The sequence below is a fragment of the Acidovorax sp. PRC11 genome, assembly GCF_031844105.1.
In the GTDB taxonomy this organism is placed as follows: domain Bacteria; phylum Pseudomonadota; class Gammaproteobacteria; order Burkholderiales; family Burkholderiaceae_C; genus Paracidovorax.
In genome coordinates, this window is sequence record NZ_JAUZUQ010000011.1 from 1 (window position 1) to 16972 (window position 16972).

Annotated in this window: 18 protein-coding genes and 1 pseudogene; 13 read left to right on the forward strand and 6 right to left on the reverse strand. The window is 70.0% G+C overall.

The genetic code is table 11. The features are described from left to right. The 3 genes and pseudogenes from Q9R47_RS13805 to Q9R47_RS13815 form a co-directional block, all read right to left on the reverse strand. Nucleotides 1-283: pseudogene (locus Q9R47_RS13805) on the reverse strand (PhoH family protein); the annotation flags it as partial. Nucleotides 284-456: 173 nt separating this feature from the next. Next, nucleotides 457-942, reverse strand: coding sequence for a peroxiredoxin (locus Q9R47_RS13810; RefSeq protein ID WP_311233778.1), 486 nt, complete (start codon nt 940-942; stop codon nt 457-459). A gap of 172 nt (nt 943-1114) precedes the next feature. Continuing rightward, entirely contained in the window at nt 1115-1492 is a 378-nt protein-coding gene (locus tag Q9R47_RS13815; RefSeq protein ID WP_311233779.1) for an Mth938-like domain-containing protein, read from the reverse strand. A 203-nt stretch (nt 1493-1695) separates the two neighbouring features. On the opposite strand from Q9R47_RS13815, the gene Q9R47_RS13820 reads away from it, so the two are divergent. From Q9R47_RS13820 to Q9R47_RS13845, 6 genes are all read left to right on the forward strand, one after another. Beyond that, nucleotides 1696-2937 (forward strand): pyridoxal phosphate-dependent aminotransferase, encoded by a 1242-nt coding sequence (locus tag Q9R47_RS13820; RefSeq protein WP_311233921.1) that lies wholly within the window; start codon nt 1696-1698, stop codon nt 2935-2937. A 102-nt stretch (nt 2938-3039) separates the two neighbouring features. After that, on the forward strand, nt 3040-4374 hold the full coding sequence (locus Q9R47_RS13825; RefSeq protein WP_311233780.1) for a homoserine dehydrogenase: 1335 nt from the start codon (nt 3040-3042) through the stop codon (nt 4372-4374). Continuing rightward, nucleotides 4374-5819 carry a threonine synthase gene (gene thrC, locus Q9R47_RS13830; RefSeq protein ID WP_311233781.1) on the forward strand — a complete coding sequence of 482 codons (1446 nt, stop codon included), beginning with the start codon at nt 4374-4376 and terminating at the stop codon, nt 5817-5819. The genes Q9R47_RS13825 and thrC overlap by 1 nt, the downstream gene beginning before the upstream one ends. 94 nt (nt 5820-5913) lie before the next feature. Then, nucleotides 5914-6468, forward strand: coding sequence for a molybdopterin-guanine dinucleotide biosynthesis protein B (gene mobB, locus Q9R47_RS13835; protein WP_311233782.1), 555 nt, complete (start codon nt 5914-5916; stop codon nt 6466-6468). Next, nucleotides 6465-7727 (forward strand): gephyrin-like molybdotransferase Glp, encoded by a 1263-nt coding sequence (gene glp, locus Q9R47_RS13840; protein ID WP_404977147.1) that lies wholly within the window; start codon nt 6465-6467, stop codon nt 7725-7727. Before mobB ends, glp begins: the two co-directional genes overlap by 4 nt. Then, the gene (locus Q9R47_RS13845; RefSeq protein WP_311233784.1) at nt 7724-8017 is read left to right on the forward strand and encodes a MoaD/ThiS family protein; all 294 of its coding nucleotides are present in this window, start codon (nt 7724-7726) and stop codon (nt 8015-8017) included. Before glp ends, Q9R47_RS13845 begins: the two co-directional genes overlap by 4 nt. Nucleotides 8018-8032: 15 nt before the next feature. Here the strand turns inward: Q9R47_RS13845 and Q9R47_RS13850 are convergent, their stop codons facing one another. The 3 genes from Q9R47_RS13850 to Q9R47_RS13860 all read right to left on the reverse strand — a co-directional run bounded on the left by Q9R47_RS13850 (nt 8033) and on the right by Q9R47_RS13860 (nt 9404). Further along, on the reverse strand, nt 8033-8608 hold the full coding sequence (locus Q9R47_RS13850; protein WP_311233785.1) for a hypothetical protein: 576 nt from the start codon (nt 8606-8608) through the stop codon (nt 8033-8035). Nucleotides 8609-8764: 156 nt separating this feature from the next. Further along, nucleotides 8765-9091, reverse strand: coding sequence for a hypothetical protein (locus tag Q9R47_RS13855; protein WP_311233786.1), 327 nt, complete (start codon nt 9089-9091; stop codon nt 8765-8767). 58 nt (nt 9092-9149) lie between these two features. Beyond that, a complete protein-coding gene (locus tag Q9R47_RS13860) occupies nt 9150-9404 on the reverse strand; it encodes a hypothetical protein (protein ID WP_311233787.1) in 255 nt (84 codons plus the stop codon). A gap of 156 nt (nt 9405-9560) precedes the next feature. On the opposite strand from Q9R47_RS13860, the gene Q9R47_RS13865 reads away from it, so the two are divergent. The 7 genes from Q9R47_RS13865 to Q9R47_RS13895 all read left to right on the forward strand — a co-directional run bounded on the left by Q9R47_RS13865 (nt 9561) and on the right by Q9R47_RS13895 (nt 16937). After that, complete coding sequence (locus Q9R47_RS13865) at nt 9561-9797, forward strand: hypothetical protein (protein WP_311233788.1); 237 nt, start codon at nt 9561-9563, stop codon at nt 9795-9797. Between the two features lie 14 nt (nt 9798-9811). Further along, a complete protein-coding gene (locus Q9R47_RS13870) occupies nt 9812-10327 on the forward strand; it encodes a molybdenum cofactor biosynthesis protein MoaE (protein WP_311233789.1) in 516 nt (171 codons plus the stop codon). A 90-nt stretch (nt 10328-10417) separates the two neighbouring features. Next, nucleotides 10418-13027 carry an ATP-dependent chaperone ClpB gene (clpB, locus tag Q9R47_RS13875; RefSeq protein ID WP_311233790.1) on the forward strand — a complete coding sequence of 870 codons (2610 nt, stop codon included), beginning with the start codon at nt 10418-10420 and terminating at the stop codon, nt 13025-13027. 66 nt (nt 13028-13093) lie between these two features. Then, entirely contained in the window at nt 13094-13447 is a 354-nt protein-coding gene (locus Q9R47_RS13880) for a hypothetical protein (protein WP_311233791.1), read from the forward strand. 121 nt (nt 13448-13568) lie between these two features. Next, nucleotides 13569-15005, forward strand: coding sequence for a coniferyl aldehyde dehydrogenase (locus tag Q9R47_RS13885; RefSeq protein ID WP_311233792.1), 1437 nt, complete (start codon nt 13569-13571; stop codon nt 15003-15005). 206 nt (nt 15006-15211) lie between these two features. Beyond that, nucleotides 15212-15745, forward strand: a complete 534-nt coding sequence (locus tag Q9R47_RS13890) for a GNAT family N-acetyltransferase (RefSeq protein WP_107171861.1) — start codon at nt 15212-15214, stop codon at nt 15743-15745. 10 nt (nt 15746-15755) lie between these two features. Further along, entirely contained in the window at nt 15756-16937 is a 1182-nt protein-coding gene (locus tag Q9R47_RS13895; protein ID WP_311233793.1) for a class I SAM-dependent methyltransferase, read from the forward strand. Nucleotides 16938-16972 lie beyond the last annotated feature (35 nt).

A 16972-nucleotide genomic window follows, 5' to 3' on the forward strand; every position in this document is an offset into this window, starting at 1 on the left:
CGGGCGCGGGGGCCGGTGCGGCCATGGGTGCGGCGGCTGCGGCCGGCTCTGCCGCGGTGCTCCGGCTGCGGGAGCGGCGGCTGCCGGCGGCCGTGGCGCGCTCGGCTTTCGCGGCGGCCCTGCGCGGAGCGGCGGCGTTGTCAGTGGTCAGCGCGGCGCCTGCGGGCGCGATGCCCTGGGCTTCGTCGGTATCGGAATCTTCCCTGCGGGACTTGGACGTAGCGCGGAAAGCGTCCGGAGAAAGCAGGGCGGCGCGTTTCGTCGGTGCGGGGGGCAGGGGCATGGTGCGGGCCTCGGGAAGACGGGAAGGGATCGATCAGAAAGCAAAAAGCCGCCTGGAGACCGAGGCGGCTTGGTGGGGGTGGGGGAGCGTTGCGTCGTGCAGCAGCATTGAAACCATTATGCACGGTTGCCGTGGCACTCCCGGCACGGCGCGCCGGGCGCCGCTGTAGGCAGTCAGGCCGCCTTCTTGAGGGCCTTGATGGACTTCACGGCCTTGAGGACCTCGTCCACATGGCCGGGCACCTTGAGGCCGCGCCATTCCTGCACGAGCACGCCATCGGGCCCGATCAGGAAGGTGCTGCGCTCGATGCCCTTGACCTTCTTGCCGTACATGATCTTGTTCTTGACCACGCCGAACATGTGGCACATTTTCTCTTCGGTGTCGGCGATGAGTTCGAAGGGCAGCTCGAGCTTTTCCTTGAAGTCGTCGTGCGACTTCATGTTGTCGCGCGACACGCCGAACACGGCGGCGCCGGCCTTGGCGAAATCTTCGTACTTGTCCCGGAACTGCATGGCCTCGGTGGTGCAACCGGGGGTATTGTCCTTGGGGTAGAAGTACAGGATCAGGATCTGGCCGAGGTGCGATGTGTTCGAGACCTTGATGCCACCGGTCGCGTTGGCTTCGAATTCGGGGAGGGGTTTGTTGACAACGATCGCCATGGCACTTCAATCTTTGATGTAGTCGTTGAAAAGCCGGAGGAGTTGTGTGTTATTGCTCTTGGGAAGGCCTCCGACCGCAACCCGTGATTTTACCTTGAAACGGACTCTTTCGCGAATCGCAGGTCTGTAACCAAGATGCTCGCGCGTTTCACGCCGTGGAGTGCTCGGCCGTTCACGCAGCCGGTTCGAGCAGCAGGGCGGCCACGACGTTGCGGCCCTCGCCCGCGAGGATGTTGTAGGTGCGGCAGGCGGCCTGCGTGTCCATCGTCTCCAGCCCGATGCGTTTGGCCATCAGCGGGCGCAGCCAGGCGGGCGGCGGGAAGCGGTTGCGTTGGCCGCTGCCGAAGATGACGACCTCGGTATCGAACTCGGCGAGCAGCGCGAAGTGCTCGGCCGTGAGGTCCGCGAAGCTGCGGCAGTGCCACTCCCGGCGCTCACCGCGCGAACCGATCACCATGCTGGCGGTGAGCTTTTCCCCATCCACCGCGACCCAGTCCGGCCCATAGGCACTGATCGTCTGGGTGTCGGAGCGGTCGGGCTGGAATTTCATGGGGCAATGCTCGTGCGAGGGGGAATTCCTGCCGCGGCACGCGCGCCGCACCGGGGCGTGGGCGGGTGGGGGAAGGGTCTTGGAACTGTGGTCAAATTATAGGTTTCGCCAGAGAGGCTATGCCTGCTGGCGGGGTATCCGGCCCCTGGCCGCCACTCTTCCTTTGGCCCGCAGCGGCATGCGCGCGCGCGGGCCCCCGCATGATGAAGACGATCCACAAATCCGCGAAGCTCAATAACGTTCTCTACGATGTGCGGGGCCCGATCGTGGATGCGGCCAAGCAGATGGAGGACGAGGGCCAGAAGATCATCAAGCTCAACATCGGCAACCTCGCGCCTTTCGGGTTCGACGCGCCGGAAGAGATCCAGCAGGACATGATCCGCAACCTGCCGAACTCGGCGGGCTACTCGGACAGCAAGGGCATCTTCGCGGCGCGCAAGGCCGTGATGCACTACAGCCAGCAGCAGGGCGTGAAGGGCGTGACGCTCGACGACATCTACCTGGGCAACGGCGCGAGCGACCTGATCACCATGGCCACCAACGCGCTGCTCGACGACGGCGACGAGCTGCTGGTGCCGGCGCCCGACTATCCGCTCTGGACGGCGGCCGCGAGCCTGTCCGGCGGCCGGCCGGTGCACTACCTGTGCGACGAGGCCAACGGCTGGATGCCGAACCTCGACGACATCCGCGCCAAGATCACGCCGCGCACCAAGGGCCTGGTCGTGATCAACCCGAACAATCCCACGGGCGCGCTCTATTCCGACGAACTGCTGCGCGCGCTGGTGCAGATCGCGCGCGAGCACGGCCTCGTGCTGCTGGCCGACGAGGTGTACGACAAGGTGCTCTACGACGGCGAGCGCCACACGGCCATGGCGAGCCTGTCGACCGACGTGCTCACGCTCACCTTCAACTCGCTCTCCAAGGCCTACCGCTCGTGCGGCTACCGCGCCGGCTGGATGGTGGTGTCGGGCAACAAGGCCGTGGCCCGCGACTACATCGAGGGCATCAACATGCTCGCCAACATCAAGCTCGGCTCCAACGTGCCGGGCCAGTGGGCGATCCAGACCGCGCTGGGCGGCTACCAGAGCATCAACGACCTGGTCCGCGAAGGCGGGCGCCTGCGGCGCCAGCGCGACCTGGCCTACGAACTCATCTCGGCGATCCCGGGCGTGAGCTGCGTGAAACCCAAGGCGGCCCTCTACATGTTCCCCCGCCTCGACCCGGCCATGTATCCCATCGCCGACGACCGCCAGTTCTTCATGGAGGTGCTGCGCGCCACGCGCGTGATGCTGGTGCAGGGCTCGGGCTTCAACTACCCGGACCAGCAGCATTTCCGCATCGTGTTCCTCCCGCACGAGGACGACCTGCGCGAGGCCATCGGCCGGCTCGCGGGCTTCCTCGAGCAGTACCGGCGCAAGCACACGGCCCCTGCTGCTGCCGAGTGAGCGGCCGGGCGCGGCATCCTCCCCTTCCGAACCAACCATCGCCGGCAGCGTTCATCCCCTCTCGCGCGCTGCGGCACCATCTGACTGACTGAGATACCGATCATGAAACCGATCCAAGTGGGCCTGCTGGGCATTGGCACCGTCGGCAGCGGCGTGTTCAACGTGCTGCAACGCAACCAGGAGGAAATCCGCCGCCGCGCCGGACGCGGCATCGAGATCGCCATGGTCGCGGACCTCGACGTGGCGCGTGCGCGCGCCGCCGCAGGCGAGGGCGTGCAGGTGGTGAATGACGCGCGCGCCGTGATCGCCAACCCCGACATCGACATCGTGGTGGAACTCATCGGCGGCTACGGCGTGGCCAAGGCGCTGGTGCTGGAAGCCATCGCGGCCGGCAAGCACGTGGTGACGGCCAACAAGGCCCTGCTGGCCGTGCACGGCACCGAGATCTTCGCGGCCGCCTCGGCCAAGGGCGTGATGGTGGCCTTCGAGGCCGCGGTGGCCGGCGGCATCCCGATCATCAAGGCGCTGCGCGAAGGCCTCACCGCCAACCGCATCCAGTGGATCGCCGGCATCATCAACGGCACGACGAACTTCATCCTCTCGGAGATGCGCGACAAGGGCCTGGACTTCGACGTGGTGCTCAAGGAGGCGCAGCGCCTGGGCTACGCCGAGGCCGACCCGACCTTCGACATCGAAGGCGTGGACGCCGCGCACAAGGCGACGATCATGAGCGCGATCGCCTTCGGCATCCCGGTGCAGTTCGACAAGGCCTACGTGGAAGGCATCACGCGGCTGTCGGCCTCCGACATCCGCTACGCTGAACAGCTGGGCTACCGCATCAAGCTGCTGGGCATCGCGAAGCGCCGCGAGGGCGGCGTCGAGTTGCGCGTGCACCCGAGCCTGGTGCCGTCCAAGCGCCTGATCGCCAACGTCGAGGGCGCGATGAACGCCGTGATGGTGCAGGCCGACGCGGTGGGCACCACGCTCTACTACGGCAAGGGCGCGGGCAGCGAGCCCACGGCCAGCGCCGTGATCGCCGACCTGGTCGACATCGCCCGCCTGGCCGCGGCCGACCCCGAGCACCGCGTGCCGCACCTGGCCTTCCAGCCGAACACGCTCGACGAGGCGCGCGAGGCGCTGCCCGTGCTGCCGATGGCCGAGGTGGTCACCAGCTACTACCTGCGCCTGCGCGTGGCCGACGAGGCCGGCGTGCTCGCCAAGGTGACGGGTCTGCTGGCCGGTGCCGGCATCAGCATCGACGCGGTGCTGCAGCGCGAGGCCGACGAGGTGGGCGGCGAGGGATCGACGCAGACCGACCTGATCATCCTCACGCACGACACGCGCGAGGGTACGATGAACGAAGCGATCGCGCAGATGGAGGCCCTGCCCACGGTGCTGGGGTCGATCGTGCGCATCCGCAAGGAGGAACTGAACTGATGCGCTACCTCTCCACCCGCGGCCACGCAGACCGCAAGCGCTTCTGCGAGATCCTGCTCGAAGGCCTGGCGCCCGACGGCGGCCTGTACCTGCCCGAGCACTACCCGCAGATCGACGACGCCGCGCTCACGCGGCTGCGCGCGGCCTACCACGAGCAGGGCTATGCGGAGCTGGCGTTCCAGATCCTGTCGCTCTACATCGACGACATTCCCGTGGCCGACCTCAAGCGCCTGTGCGAGAAGACGTACACGGCCGAAGTGTTCGGCACGGGCGAGATCGTGCCGCTGCGCCACCTGGAGAACAGCCTGTGGCTGGAGGCCCTCTCCAACGGCCCCACGCTCGCCTTCAAGGACATGGCGATGCAGCTGCTCGGCAACCTGTTCGAGTACGAACTGGGCCGGCGCGGCGAAGAGCTCAACATCCTGGGCGCGACCAGCGGCGACACGGGCAGCGCGGCCGAGTACGCGATGCGCGGCAAGCGCGGCATCCGCGTGTTCATGACCAGCCCGCACGGCCGCATGAGCGCCTTCCAGCAGGCGCAGATGTTCAGCCTGCAGGATGCCAACATCTTCAACATCGCCGTCGAGGGCGTGTTCGACGACTGCCAGGACATCGTCAAGGCGGTGAGCAGCGACCTGGAATTCAAGCGCCGCTTCAAGATCGGTACGGTGAATTCGATCAACTGGGCGCGGCTGCTGGCCCAGGTGGTGTACTACTTCGCGGGCTACGTGCAGGCCACGGAGTCGAACGACCAGAAGGTTAGCTTCACGGTGCCGTCGGGCAACTTCGGCAACGTCTGCGCGGGCCACGTGGCGCGCATGATGGGCCTGCCCATCGACAAGCTCGTGGTGGCGACCAACGAGAACGATGTGCTCGACGAGTTCTTCCGCACGGGCATCTACCGCGTGCGCGGCAGCGCCGACACGCACGAGACGTCGAGCCCCTCGATGGACATCAGCAAGGCCAGCAATTTCGAGCGCTTCGTGTTCGACCTGCTGGGCCGCGATGCCGAGGCCACGCGCCAGCTGTTCGGCGAGGCCGTGGTGCGCGAGGGCCGCTTCGACCTGAGCGCCGATCCGCGCTTCGCCGAGGCCGCATCGCGCTACGGCTTCGTGAGCGGCCGCAGCACGCACGCGGACCGCATCGCGACCATCCGCGACACCTTCCAGCGCTTCGGCATCACGATCGACACCCACACCGCCGACGGGGTGAAGGTGGCGCGCGAGCACACCGTGCCGGGCGTGCCGATGCTGGTGCTGGAAACCGCCCTGCCGATCAAGTTCGCCGAGACGATCCATGAAGCACTGGGCCATGCGCCCGAGCGTCCCGCGAAGTTCGACGGCATCGAGAGCCTGCCCAAGCGCGTGCAGGTGATGCCGGCCGACGTGGACCTGGTCAAGGCCTACATCACGCGCCATTGCGGCGACACGGCCGCGGCGGCCTGATCGCCGGGCCCGGCCCGGGCGCCGCCGCGCGGACGACGCCGGGAGCGTTGCGCGCGGCGCCCATCCGGCCCTGGCACATCCACGGAAGGCATCCATGAACGTCGTCGGTTTCGCCGGTTTCTCCAACAGTGGCAAGACCACGCTCGTGGAGCGCCTGATCCCGCTCATGCGCGCGCACGGGCTGCGGGTGTCGGTGGTCAAGCATGCCCACCACCGCTTCGACATCGACCAGCCCGGCAAGGACACGTGGCGGCACCGCACGGCGGGCGCCTACGAGGTGGTGGCGTCGTCCGATCTGCGCATGGCGCTCATGCGCGAGTACGAGCAGCCGGCCGAGCCGGTGGTGCATGACCTCATCGCCCGCCTGGATGCGGCGGTGGACTGGGTGTTCGTGGAAGGCTTCAAGGAGAGCGACCTGCCCAAGATCGAAGTGTGGCGGTCACCGTCCGGCGACTATCCCTCCCAGGCGCTGCGGTTTCCCCAGGATCCGCGCATCGTGGCCGTGGCGGCCGACGTGCCGGGCGATCGCCTGCCGGTGCCGCCGGGTGCGCTGCCGGTGTTCGACGTGAACGCGCCGGCCGTGCTGGCCGACTGGCTGCGCGAAAGCGGCGGGCGCTGGGCGTACCGTGGCGTGGGGGTGCCGGCATGAAGGCCGTGGGCACTGCCTCCCCCCGTCCGCCGCTCAAGCCGCTGGACGACGCGCTGGCGGAACTGCTCGCGCAGGCCCGTCCGCTGGACGGCACCGAGGACGTCGACACCTTCGAGGCCGACGGCCGCGCGCTGGCGTTTGACGCCGTGTCGCCGCTGCGGGTGCCGCCGCACGACAACAGCGCCATGGACGGCTATGCCGTGCGCCGGGCGGACGTGGCCGCGGCGGGAGCCTCCGTGGCCGCGGAGCTTCCCGTCTCCCAGCGCATCGCGGCCGGCTCCGCGCCGCAGCCGCTGGAGCCGGGCACGGCCGCGCGCATCTTCACCGGCGCGCCCCTGCCGCCCGGGGCCGATGCCGTGTGCATGCAGGAGGACTGCGAGGCGCTGGAGGGTGGCGCGCGCGTGCGCATCCAGGCCGTGCCGCAGCCAGGCCAGTGGGTGCGCCGTGCCGGCGAGGACATCGAGACCGGCGCGACGGTATTGGCGGCCGGCATGCGGCTCACGCCCGCCGCGCTGGGACTGGCGGCGAGCATCGGCCTCGCGCGCCTGCGCGTGGCGCGGCGTCCCCGCGTGGCGCTTTTTTCCACGGGCGACGAGCTGGTGATGCCGGGCGAGGTGCCGCCCGAGCGCATGCCGCCGGGCGCCATCTACAACAGCAACCGCTTCTTCCTGCGCGCGATGCTGCAGCGGCTGGGCTGCGAGGTGTCGGATGCCGGCATCGTGCCCGACCGGCGCGACGCGACGCAGCAGGCGCTCGCCGATGCCGCGGCGGCGCACGACCTGGTGCTCACGAGCGGCGGCGTCTCGGTGGGCGAGGAAGACCACGTGAAGCCCGCCGTGGCCGCGCTCGGGCGCATCGACCTCTGGCAGGTGGCGGTCAAGCCGGGCAAGCCCTTCGCCTACGGCCGCATCGGCGAGCATGTCCATTTCATGGGGCTGCCGGGCAACCCGGTGTCCAGCCTCGTCACCTTCGCGATCCTCGTGCGGCCCTTCCTGCTGCGTCTCCAGGGCGTGCAGGATGTCGCGCCGCGCGCCGTGGAGGCGCGGGCGAACTTCCATTGGCCGCGGGCCGACAGGCGCCGCGAGTTCCTGCGCGTGCGCCGCGCTGCCGACGGCGGGCTGGAACTGTTCCCGAACCAGGGCTCCGGCGTGCTCACGTCGGCGGCCTGGGGCGACGGCGTGGTGGACAACCCGCCGGGCCGCACCATCGCGCAGGGCGATGCGGTGCGCTTCATTCCCTTCGCCGATCTGCTCGCATGACCTCCGACGCGCTTTCCGCCTCCCGCCTTCCTCCCGCCGTCACCGTCACCGTGCGGTATTTCGCGTCCATCCGCGAGGCCGTGGGACAGGGCGGCGAGACCGTTTCCGTGCAGGCCGGCACGGTCGGTGCGTTGCGCGATGCGCTGATCGCCCGCGGTGGCGCGTGGGCGGAGAGCCTGGCGCGCGGGCGCGCCGTCCGCACCGCGCTTGACCAGGTGCTGTGCGGCGAGGACGCCGCGCTGGCGGATGGCGCGGAGGTGGCGTTCTTTCCTCCCGTGACCGGCGGCTGAGCGCGGCGCGCCGTGTCAGCGTGCCAGCCAATGGGCTGCGTGCATCCGCAAGCGCATCTGCGCATTCCCATCCGAATCGATGCTGGCCCGGTCCGATTCGACGCTTTCCCCGTCCGAATCAGCGTCGGAGCGGGTTTCGCCGGCGGACATCGTATCCAGGTCCGGCCCGGGCGAGGGCAGATACCGGGCCGGCTGGGGCACGGCCTCCTGCTGCTGCAAGGGCTCCACGCCCTGCATCCGCCAGTCCAGATACTGGAGTTCCGCGTCGAGATGGGGCAGGGACGTGCCTTCCCGAAGGGCCTGGGCGATCTGGCCTTCCAGCCGGTGCAGGGCCGCCTCTTCGGCGTGCCGGTCGGGATGGTTGCTGGCCCGCGCCAGCAGGTCATTGACCTGGCGGTGGGCCTGCCGCAGACCCGCTCCGCTGTCGGGCCGGGAGGCCCTGCGGCTTCGCAAACCGCCGAGCAGGCCCCCGCGGCCCGGGTCGGCGTTCGAGCCCCGCTGCGGCGGGGTTTCCTGTATCCGGCCGGCCGTCCGCGAGCGGGACGGCAGCGCGCTGGTGGAGGCGATGCCTCCGGTGCATGCGTTGCCCATGGCGATGGCTCCCAAATCCGGCATGATGGCCCGCCGCGCAGGCCGGCGGCGCCTGGCCGCGAAGCTACGCCAGGAAGGGCGAAGAAGGGCTGTCCGAACCGTCTGCCGCAGGCCGTCGGGCGGCTGCTCCGCGCCGGCCTGTGCCAGCGTTTCGCGTCAGGATGCCGCCGGCGCCTCGGGCAGTTCGGGGGCGCGCCAGTACAGCAGTTCCGCCAGGCGCAGCGTGATCCAGCGCGCCTCGGCCGGCGACACGCCGGACCCGGCCGTGGAGAGTCCCGCATGGATGCGCGACAGCACCTCGGTCTCCGACGGTGCCTGCACGTGGTAGAGCGTCTGCGCCTGCTCCACGAGGTGGTTGGCGAGGTCTTCGCACAGCTCGTAGCGCGCGCGTATCTCGGCGGCGGGGGCCGTCAGGCGCTGGCGCGCGTCGCTGTGGAGCGCGGTGAACGAGGGCGGGACGTGGATCTGGTTCTCGTCGTGCATGGGTGCTGGCATCGGGGCGGCGGCAGGCCTGGGTGCGGGCGGGCCGGCCGCGGCCGGGTCAATCGGGGGTGAAGAGCCGCTCGAAACGCCGGGCGTCGTCCGCCCGTTCGAACGTGACGAGCTGCCCCATCTTGTTGTCTTCGCGGCGGCAGGCGGCGAACAGGCTCGCCGGGCCGGCCAGGCCGTAGTCCGGCAGGTGGATGATCGCGTACGGGTGCTGAACGAACACCTGGTGCGTGAACACGCCGCGGTGTTCGTTGCGCGGCGAGGGAAACAGGACGTAGAACTCGGTGGTGATGGTCTGCGTGGCCATGGACGGGGACGGAGGGGGCTGATGGAAGGCGGGGCAGGTGCTGCGCGGGGCGGCGGGGAGCGCGTGCGGCCACTGTAGCAAACCGGCCCGGATCGCGCCGTTCCGTGGACAATCGGGCCGCAGCAGGTACAGACGACGACGCACGAGGACATCCGCATGGCACGCCAGGACAAGAACGCATGGGCCGCGAAGGTGCTCGCCCTCATCCAGGGCGGGCAGACGCAGGCCGCCATGGCCCAGATCAAGGTCGCCCCGTCGGCCGGCGACGTCGCGCGGCTGCAGGCCCTGCTGGCGGCCGTGCCAGCCGGCAACCCCGCGCGGCGCCAGCTCGATGCGTTCATCGAGGAAGAGCGCGCGCTGCTCGCCGCGCCCCGGCTGCACCGGGCCCCGTGACCGCCGGAGCCCCCATGGCCGAGCCGCTTGTCCCCACCCCATCCGCTCCGCCAGGCGGCGGCCCCCGCGTCGCCATCCAGGCGCAGGATTTCGACGTCTCGGCCGAGCTGGCGTTGCTGCGCGCGCAGGACGGGCGCGTGGGCGCCGTCTGCTGCTTCGTGGGCACGGTGCGCGACCGCAGCGACGGCGACTCCGTGGCGTCGATGGAACTCGAGCACTATCCCGGCATGACGGAGAAATCCATCGAGGCGATGGTGGACGAGGCGCTGCGGCGCTTCGACATCTTCGGCGCGCGGGTGGTGCACCGCGTGGGCCTGCTGGCGCCGCAGGACCAGATCGTGCTCGTGGCCGTGACGTCGGCCCACCGCGGCCAGAGCTTCCAGGCCTGCGAGTTCCTCATGGACTACCTCAAGACGCAGGCGCCGTTCTGGAAGAAGGAAGCCACCCCGCAGGGCGCGCGCTGGGTGGATGCGCGCGTGAGCGACGACGCGGCGCTGGCCCGCTGGGGCATCGCGGCGCGCAACGGCTGAGCCGGGCCGGCATGCGGCGGCGTGGCGCCGCATGCTTGAAAACTCCGGGTGGGAGCCTCATTTGCCCCTCAATTCGGAGGACCACAGGCCATGCGTCTCGACAAACTCACCACCAAGTTCCAGGAAGCCCTCGGCGACGCGCAATCGCTGGCGCTGGGCAATGACAACGCCTACATCGAACCCGTCCACCTGCTGGCCGCCATGCTGCGGCAGCAGGAAGGCCCGCGCGCGCTGCTGCAGCGCTCCGGTGCCAACGTGTCCGCCCTGCAGACGGCGGCGGAGAACGCCATCAAGCGCCTGCCCCAGGTGCAGGGGCAGGACCAGGTGCAGGTCGGACCCGAGCTGGGCCGACTGCTGCAGGCCACCGAGAAGGAGGCGATCAAGCGCGGCGACCAGTTCATCGCGGGCGAACTCTTCCTGCTCGCGCTCGTGGACGGCAAGGGCGATACCGCCCAGCTGGCGCGCGAGCACGGCCTGACGCGCAAGAGCCTCGAAGCCGCGATCGACGCGGTGCGCGGCGGCGCGCGGGTCGACAGCGCCGAGGCCGAGGGCCAGCGCGAGGCGCTCAAGAAGTACACGCTCGACCTCACCGAGCGCGCCCGGGCCGGCAAGCTCGATCCGGTGATCGGCCGCGACGACGAGATCCGCCGCGCCATCCAGGTGCTGCAGCGCCGCAGCAAGAACAACCCCGTGCTGATCGGCGAGCCCGGCGTGGGCAAGACGGCCATCGTCGAAGGCCTGGCGCAGCGCATCATCGCGGGCGAGGTGCCCGAGAGCCTCAAGGGCAAGCGCGTGCTGTCGCTCGACATGGCGGCGCTGCTGGCGGGCGCGAAGTACCGCGGCGAATTCGAGGAGCGGCTGAAGGCCGTGCTGAACGAACTCGCCAAGGACGAGGGCCAGACCATCGTCTTCATCGACGAGCTGCACACCATGGTGGGCGCCGGCAAGGCCGAGGGCGCGATGGACGCGGGCAACATGCTCAAGCCGGCCCTGGCGCGCGGCGAGCTGCACTGCGTGGGCGCCACCACGCTCGACGAATACCGCAAGTACATCGAGAAGGACGCCGCGCTGGAGCGGCGCTTCCAGAAGATCCTCGTGGGCGAGCCCAGCGTGGAGGCGACCATCGCCATCCTGCGCGGCCTGCAGGAGAAGTACGAGCTGCACCATGGCGTGGAGATCACCGACCCGGCCATCGTGGCCGCGGCCGAGCTGTCCCACCGCTACATCACCGACCGCTTCCTGCCCGACAAGGCGATCGACCTGATCGACGAGGCCGCAGCCAAGATCAAGATCGAGATCGACTCCAAGCCCGAGGCGATCGACAAGCTCGACCGCCGGCTGATCCAGCTGCAGATCGAGCGCGAAGCCGTCCGCAAGGAAAAGGACGAGGCCTCGCAGAAGCGCCTGGGCCTGCTGGAGGAAGAGATCGGCAAGCTGCAGAAGGAAATCGCCGACCTGGAAGACATCTGGACCGCCGAGAAGGCCCAGGCCCAGGGCAGCCAGCAGGTGCGCGAGCAGGTCGAGAAGGTGAAGCTGCAGATCGAGGAACTGAAGCGCAAGGGCGATTTCAACAAGGTCGCCGAGCTGCAGTACGGCAAGCTCCCCGACCTGGAGCGCCAGCTCAAGGAAGCGCAGGCCAAGGAAGAGGGCACCGACGGCGCCGCCACGCCCAACCGGCTGCTGCGCACCCAGGTGGGCGCGGAGGAGATCGCCGAGGTCGTGAGCCGCGCCACGGGCATTCCCGTCTCGAAGATGATGCAGGGCGAGAAGGACAAGCTGCTCCAGATGGAAGACAAGCTGCACGAGCGCGTGGTGGGCCAGGACGAGGCCATCGCCGCCGTGGCCAACGCCATCCGCCGCTCGCGCTCGGGCCTCGCCGATCCGAACCGGCCCATGGGCTCGTTCCTGTTCCTCGGCCCCACGGGCGTGGGCAAGACCGAGCTGTGCAAGGCGCTGGCGGGCTTCCTGTTCGACAGCGAGGAGCATCTCGTGCGCATCGACATGAGCGAGTTCATGGAGAAGCACTCCGTGGCCCGCCTGATCGGCGCGCCGCCCGGCTACGTGGGCTATGAAGAGGGCGGCTACCTGACGGAGGCCGTGCGCCGCAAGCCCTACAGCGTGCTGCTGCTCGACGAGGTCGAGAAGGCGCACCCGGACGTGTTCAACGTGCTGCTCCAGGTGCTCGACGATGGCCGCCTGACCGATGGCCAGGGCCGTACCGTGGACTTCAAGAACACGGTGATCGTGATGACGAGCAACATCGGCTCGCACCTGATCCAGGCGATGGTCGGCCAGGACGCGGACGATGTAAAGGAAGCGGTCTGGGGGGAACTCAAGAACCATTTCCGACCCGAATTCCTCAACCGGATCGACGAGACGGTGGTGTTCCATGCGCTCGACGCGAAGAACATCGAAGCGATCGCGCGTATCCAATTGCAATTGCTGGAGGCGCGCCTGGCCCGGATGGACCTGCACCTGCAGGTGTCGCCCGGTGCGCTCGCGGAGCTCGCCAAGGTCGGCTTCGATCCGGTGTTCGGCGCCCGGCCGCTGAAGCGCGCGATCCAGCAGCGCATCGAGAACCCGCTCTCGAAACTGCTGCTGGAAGGCCGCTTTCCACCCAAGAGCGTGATCCCGGTGAGCGTCGATCCCGTACAGGAGCCTGGGGTCTTCCACTTCGGCGAACCGGCCGCGGTGGGGTAAGTTCGGCAGTTCACGGCCGGGCCGTCCATCGGGCGCCCCGGCCGGCCCTGAAGGAAAGGACGTGTTTTGAATGAATTCCTTGCCGGCCTGGTCCGGTGGATCGTGCGCCTGGCGGTCGTGGCCGCGGGCGCGGTGTTGTTCCTGAGCCTGCTGATCGTGGTGGCGCTGCTGGCGGTGGTGTGGGGCGCCCGGTCGCTCTGGGCCCGCCTCACCGGCCAGCCCGCCACGCCCTGGACGATGCGCATGGACCCGCGCGAGGGCTGGAGCACGGTATACCGCAGCACCGCGCGCTGGTCGGCTGCCGGCCGGCGAGCGCAGGCGGCCGACGGCGAGCCCGGCGCGCTGCGCTCGGCCGAGCTGCCCGGCGCCCGCGCGGACGTGGTCGACGTGCAGCCGCGCGAGCTGTCCGGAAAGGCGTGAGGCGGGGTGTGACCGGCTGGCACCGCCGCGGCAGGCCGGCATCCGTTCCGCACGCGCGCGTGCTGGCTTTTGGAGACGTCCATTTACATGGCGTTGCGAGGCCGCTACCTATGATGCCTGCATGACGCCCGACGACATCCGCCACCGATTCCAGCTCCAGCGGCAGGCCAGCCGGGAACAGCCCGAGACGCCGCTGCTGGTGCGGCGGGAGCGCCTGCTGCGCATGCGCAAGTTGCTGGACGAACACGGGCCGGCCCTCGCGGCGGCCGTGCAGGCCGATTTCGGCATCCGGTCGCCGCGCCTCACCGAAGTGGCCGACCTGTTCGTGCTGCGCACCCAGGTCGCCCACACGCTGCGGCACCTGGCGCGCTGGAGCAAGCCGCGCCGCGTGCACACGCCGCTGCACCTGCAGCCCGCGCATGCCTTCGTGCAGCGCCAGCCGCTCGGCGTGGTGGGCGTGATCGCTCCCTGGAACTACCCCGTGCAGCTCGCGCTCGGGCCCGCGATCTGCGCGCTCGCGGCGGGCAACCGGGTCATGCTCAAGCCCAGCGAGCTCACGCCGCACACCTCCGCCCAGCTCGCGGCGCTGGTGGCGCAGTTCTTCTCGCCCGATGAATTCTGCGTGGTGCAGGGCGATGCCGCCGTGGCGCAGCTGGTGGCGTCGCTGCCGTTCGACCACCTGGTGTTCACGGGCTCCACCGCCGTCGGGCGCAAGGTGGCGATGGCCGCCGCCGCGCACCTGACGCCCACCACGCTGGAGCTGGGCGGCAAGTCGCCCTGCATCCTGGATGCCGACTGCGACCTGCAGGATGCCGCGCTCAAGATCGCGCACGGCAAGCTGCTGAACGCCGGCCAGACCTGCGTGGCGCCCGACTACGTGCTGCTGCCGCGCGGCAGCGAGGCGGCGTTCGCGGAGGCCTACCGCGCGGCGGTGGCGAAGCTGTTCCCGTACTTCGAGGGCAACCCGGACTACGCCTCCATCATCCATTCGCGCCATCTGGCGCGCCTGCGCACCATGCTGCAGCAGGCGCAGACCCAGGGCGCGGAAGTGATCGTGCTCGAACCCGTGCCGGGATCGCCCCCGCCGCCGCCCCAGGGCATCGGCGACGGGGTGGCGCGGCAGATGCCGCCGGTGCTGGTGTTCAACGCCACGCTGCAGATGCAGATCATGCAGGAGGAGATCTTCGGGCCGGTGCTGCCGGTGCTCGGCTACGACCGCCTGCAGGACGCGATCGACCACATCAACTCCGGCCCGCGCCCCCTGGCGCTCTACTGGTTCGGCCGCAGCGAGGCGACGCGCGACGACGTGCTGCGGCGCACGGTGAGCGGCGGCGTCACGGTCAACGACACGCTGCTGCACGTCGTGCACGACAATCTGCCTTTCGGCGGCGTGGGCGACAGCGGCTGGGGGGCCTACCATGGCGAGACCGGCTTCCTGCGCTTTTGCCACCAGAAGCCGGTGCTGGTGCAGTCCCGCTGGTCGATGGGCCATCTGCTGCACCCTCCCTACGGCGCGCGTTTCGACCGCGTGCTCGGCCTGTTGCGGCGCTGGCTCTGACGGGCCTCCCGCGCCCGGCAGGGCGCTTTCCAGGGCGCGCTTTCACGACCGTTTTTCACGACCGTTTCCCCGTGCCCGGGCGGGCCTGCAGGCCCCGCGCGCGCCGGGGGCGAACATCCATGGTCTGGAGCTTCAAAACCAATTGCGCGACAATCGCGGGTTTTGCGTTCCGCACCCCCTTTCCTTTTTTTGTTTCGTCGCTCCCCATGTCCAGTATCCAGGCCAGTATTCAGGTTCGTCCCGCCACGCTCCGCGATGCCAAAGCCATTGCCCAGATCCACACGCAGTCCGCGATGGAAGCGTACCGCGGCCTTGTTCCCGACGACCAATTGAAAGCCATGTCGTCGGTCGAGAAACGCCAGGCCTACTGGCGCGAGGCCATCGAGTACTGCGAGCCGCAGGTCCAGGTGGCCGTGGAAGGCGACAAGATCGTCGGCTTCGTCGGCTTCGACCGTTCGCGCGATGCCAAGTCGCGCCCCACCACCGGCGAGATCTGGGCCATCTACGCGGCGCCCTCCCACTGGGACCAGGGCGTCGGCGTGGCCCTCTGGGATGCTGCGCGCGAAGGCCTGCAGCAGGAAGGCTGCACCAACGTGACCGCATGGGTGCCCATGCGCAACGAGCGCGCCCTGCGCTTCCACGAGCTCGCGGGCTTCAAGCGCGAGATGTCCACCGCCAAGACTGCCGTCATCGGCGGCGTGAAGATCGAGGAAGTGCGCCTGCAGCGCCCGATCAACTGAGGCGCTTTCCATGATCCACTGGACCCACGGCGGCGAGGACCGCAGCGCGCGCTGGCACTCCGAGGCCGGCGCCGCCGCGCCGCGCCGCGTGGTGCCGGCCGACGACACGCTGCCCGCGGATGCGGCCTACCGCATGGCCTGCGAGGGCACGGGGCTGCTCTGGCAGGGCGACTTCCAGAACGCCCGCCACCTGCTGCAGGCGCTCATGCGCCGGGCCGACGGACGCGGCAGGAAGCCGGGTGGCGCGCGCGGACGTGCGAAGGCATCCGCATCCACACCCGCACCGGACGGATCCGGACCGGCCCAGGCGTTCCACCTGCACCGGCAGGCCCAGGCACAGCGCGCCCGGGTGCTCGGCATGCTGCTCATCCCCGTGCAGGGCGACCACACCATCGCATTGCGCCGTGCACCCGACTGGCGTCCCGCGCTCGCCGAAGCCTGGGGCGCCCCGGACGGCACGCCGCGCGTGGTGGCGCTGCGCGAGCTGCTGGGCATCGTCGGCGCGCACGAGTGGCGCAAGAAGGGCGTGGAGGTGCCGGCGCTCGGCACGCCGCCGGGCAACCGCATCCATCCGCACTACGGCGTGTTCTCGCCCGTGCGCGGCGAGTACGTCGAACTCGTGGCGCAGGTGCCGCTGCCGGCGGGCGCGAAGGCGCTGGCGTTCGACATCGGCACCGGCACCGGCGTGCTCGCGGCCGTGCTGGCGCGGCGCGGCGTGCGCCGCGTGGTCGCGACCGACCAGGACCCGCGCGCCCTGCAGTGCGCCCGGGAGAACCTGCAGCGCCTGTCCGTGCTGCCGCAGGTGGATGTGCAGGAGGCCGATCTTTTTCCCGCAGGCCGCGCACCGCTCGTGGTCTGCAATCCGCCCTGGGTGCCTGCCCGGGCCGCCGCTCCGATCGAGCGCGCCGTGTACGACGAGGACAGCCGCATGCTGCGCGGCTTCCTCGGCGGCCTGGGTGCGCACCTGGAAACCGGCGGCGAAGGCTGGCTGATCCTGTCGGACCTGGCCGAGCACCTGGGGCTGCGTTCGCGCGCGCAGCTGCTCGCCTGGATCGAAGAGGCCGGGCTCCGCGTGCTGGGTCGCCACGACACGCGGCCCCGCCACGGCAAGGCGGCCGATCCGGCCGATCCGCTGCACGCCGCCCGAGCGGCGGAAGTCACGTCGCTCTGGCGGCTCGGCGCGGCCGCCTGACCGGCCCTGCGGGCCCCGTGCGCGGTCTCGCTGCG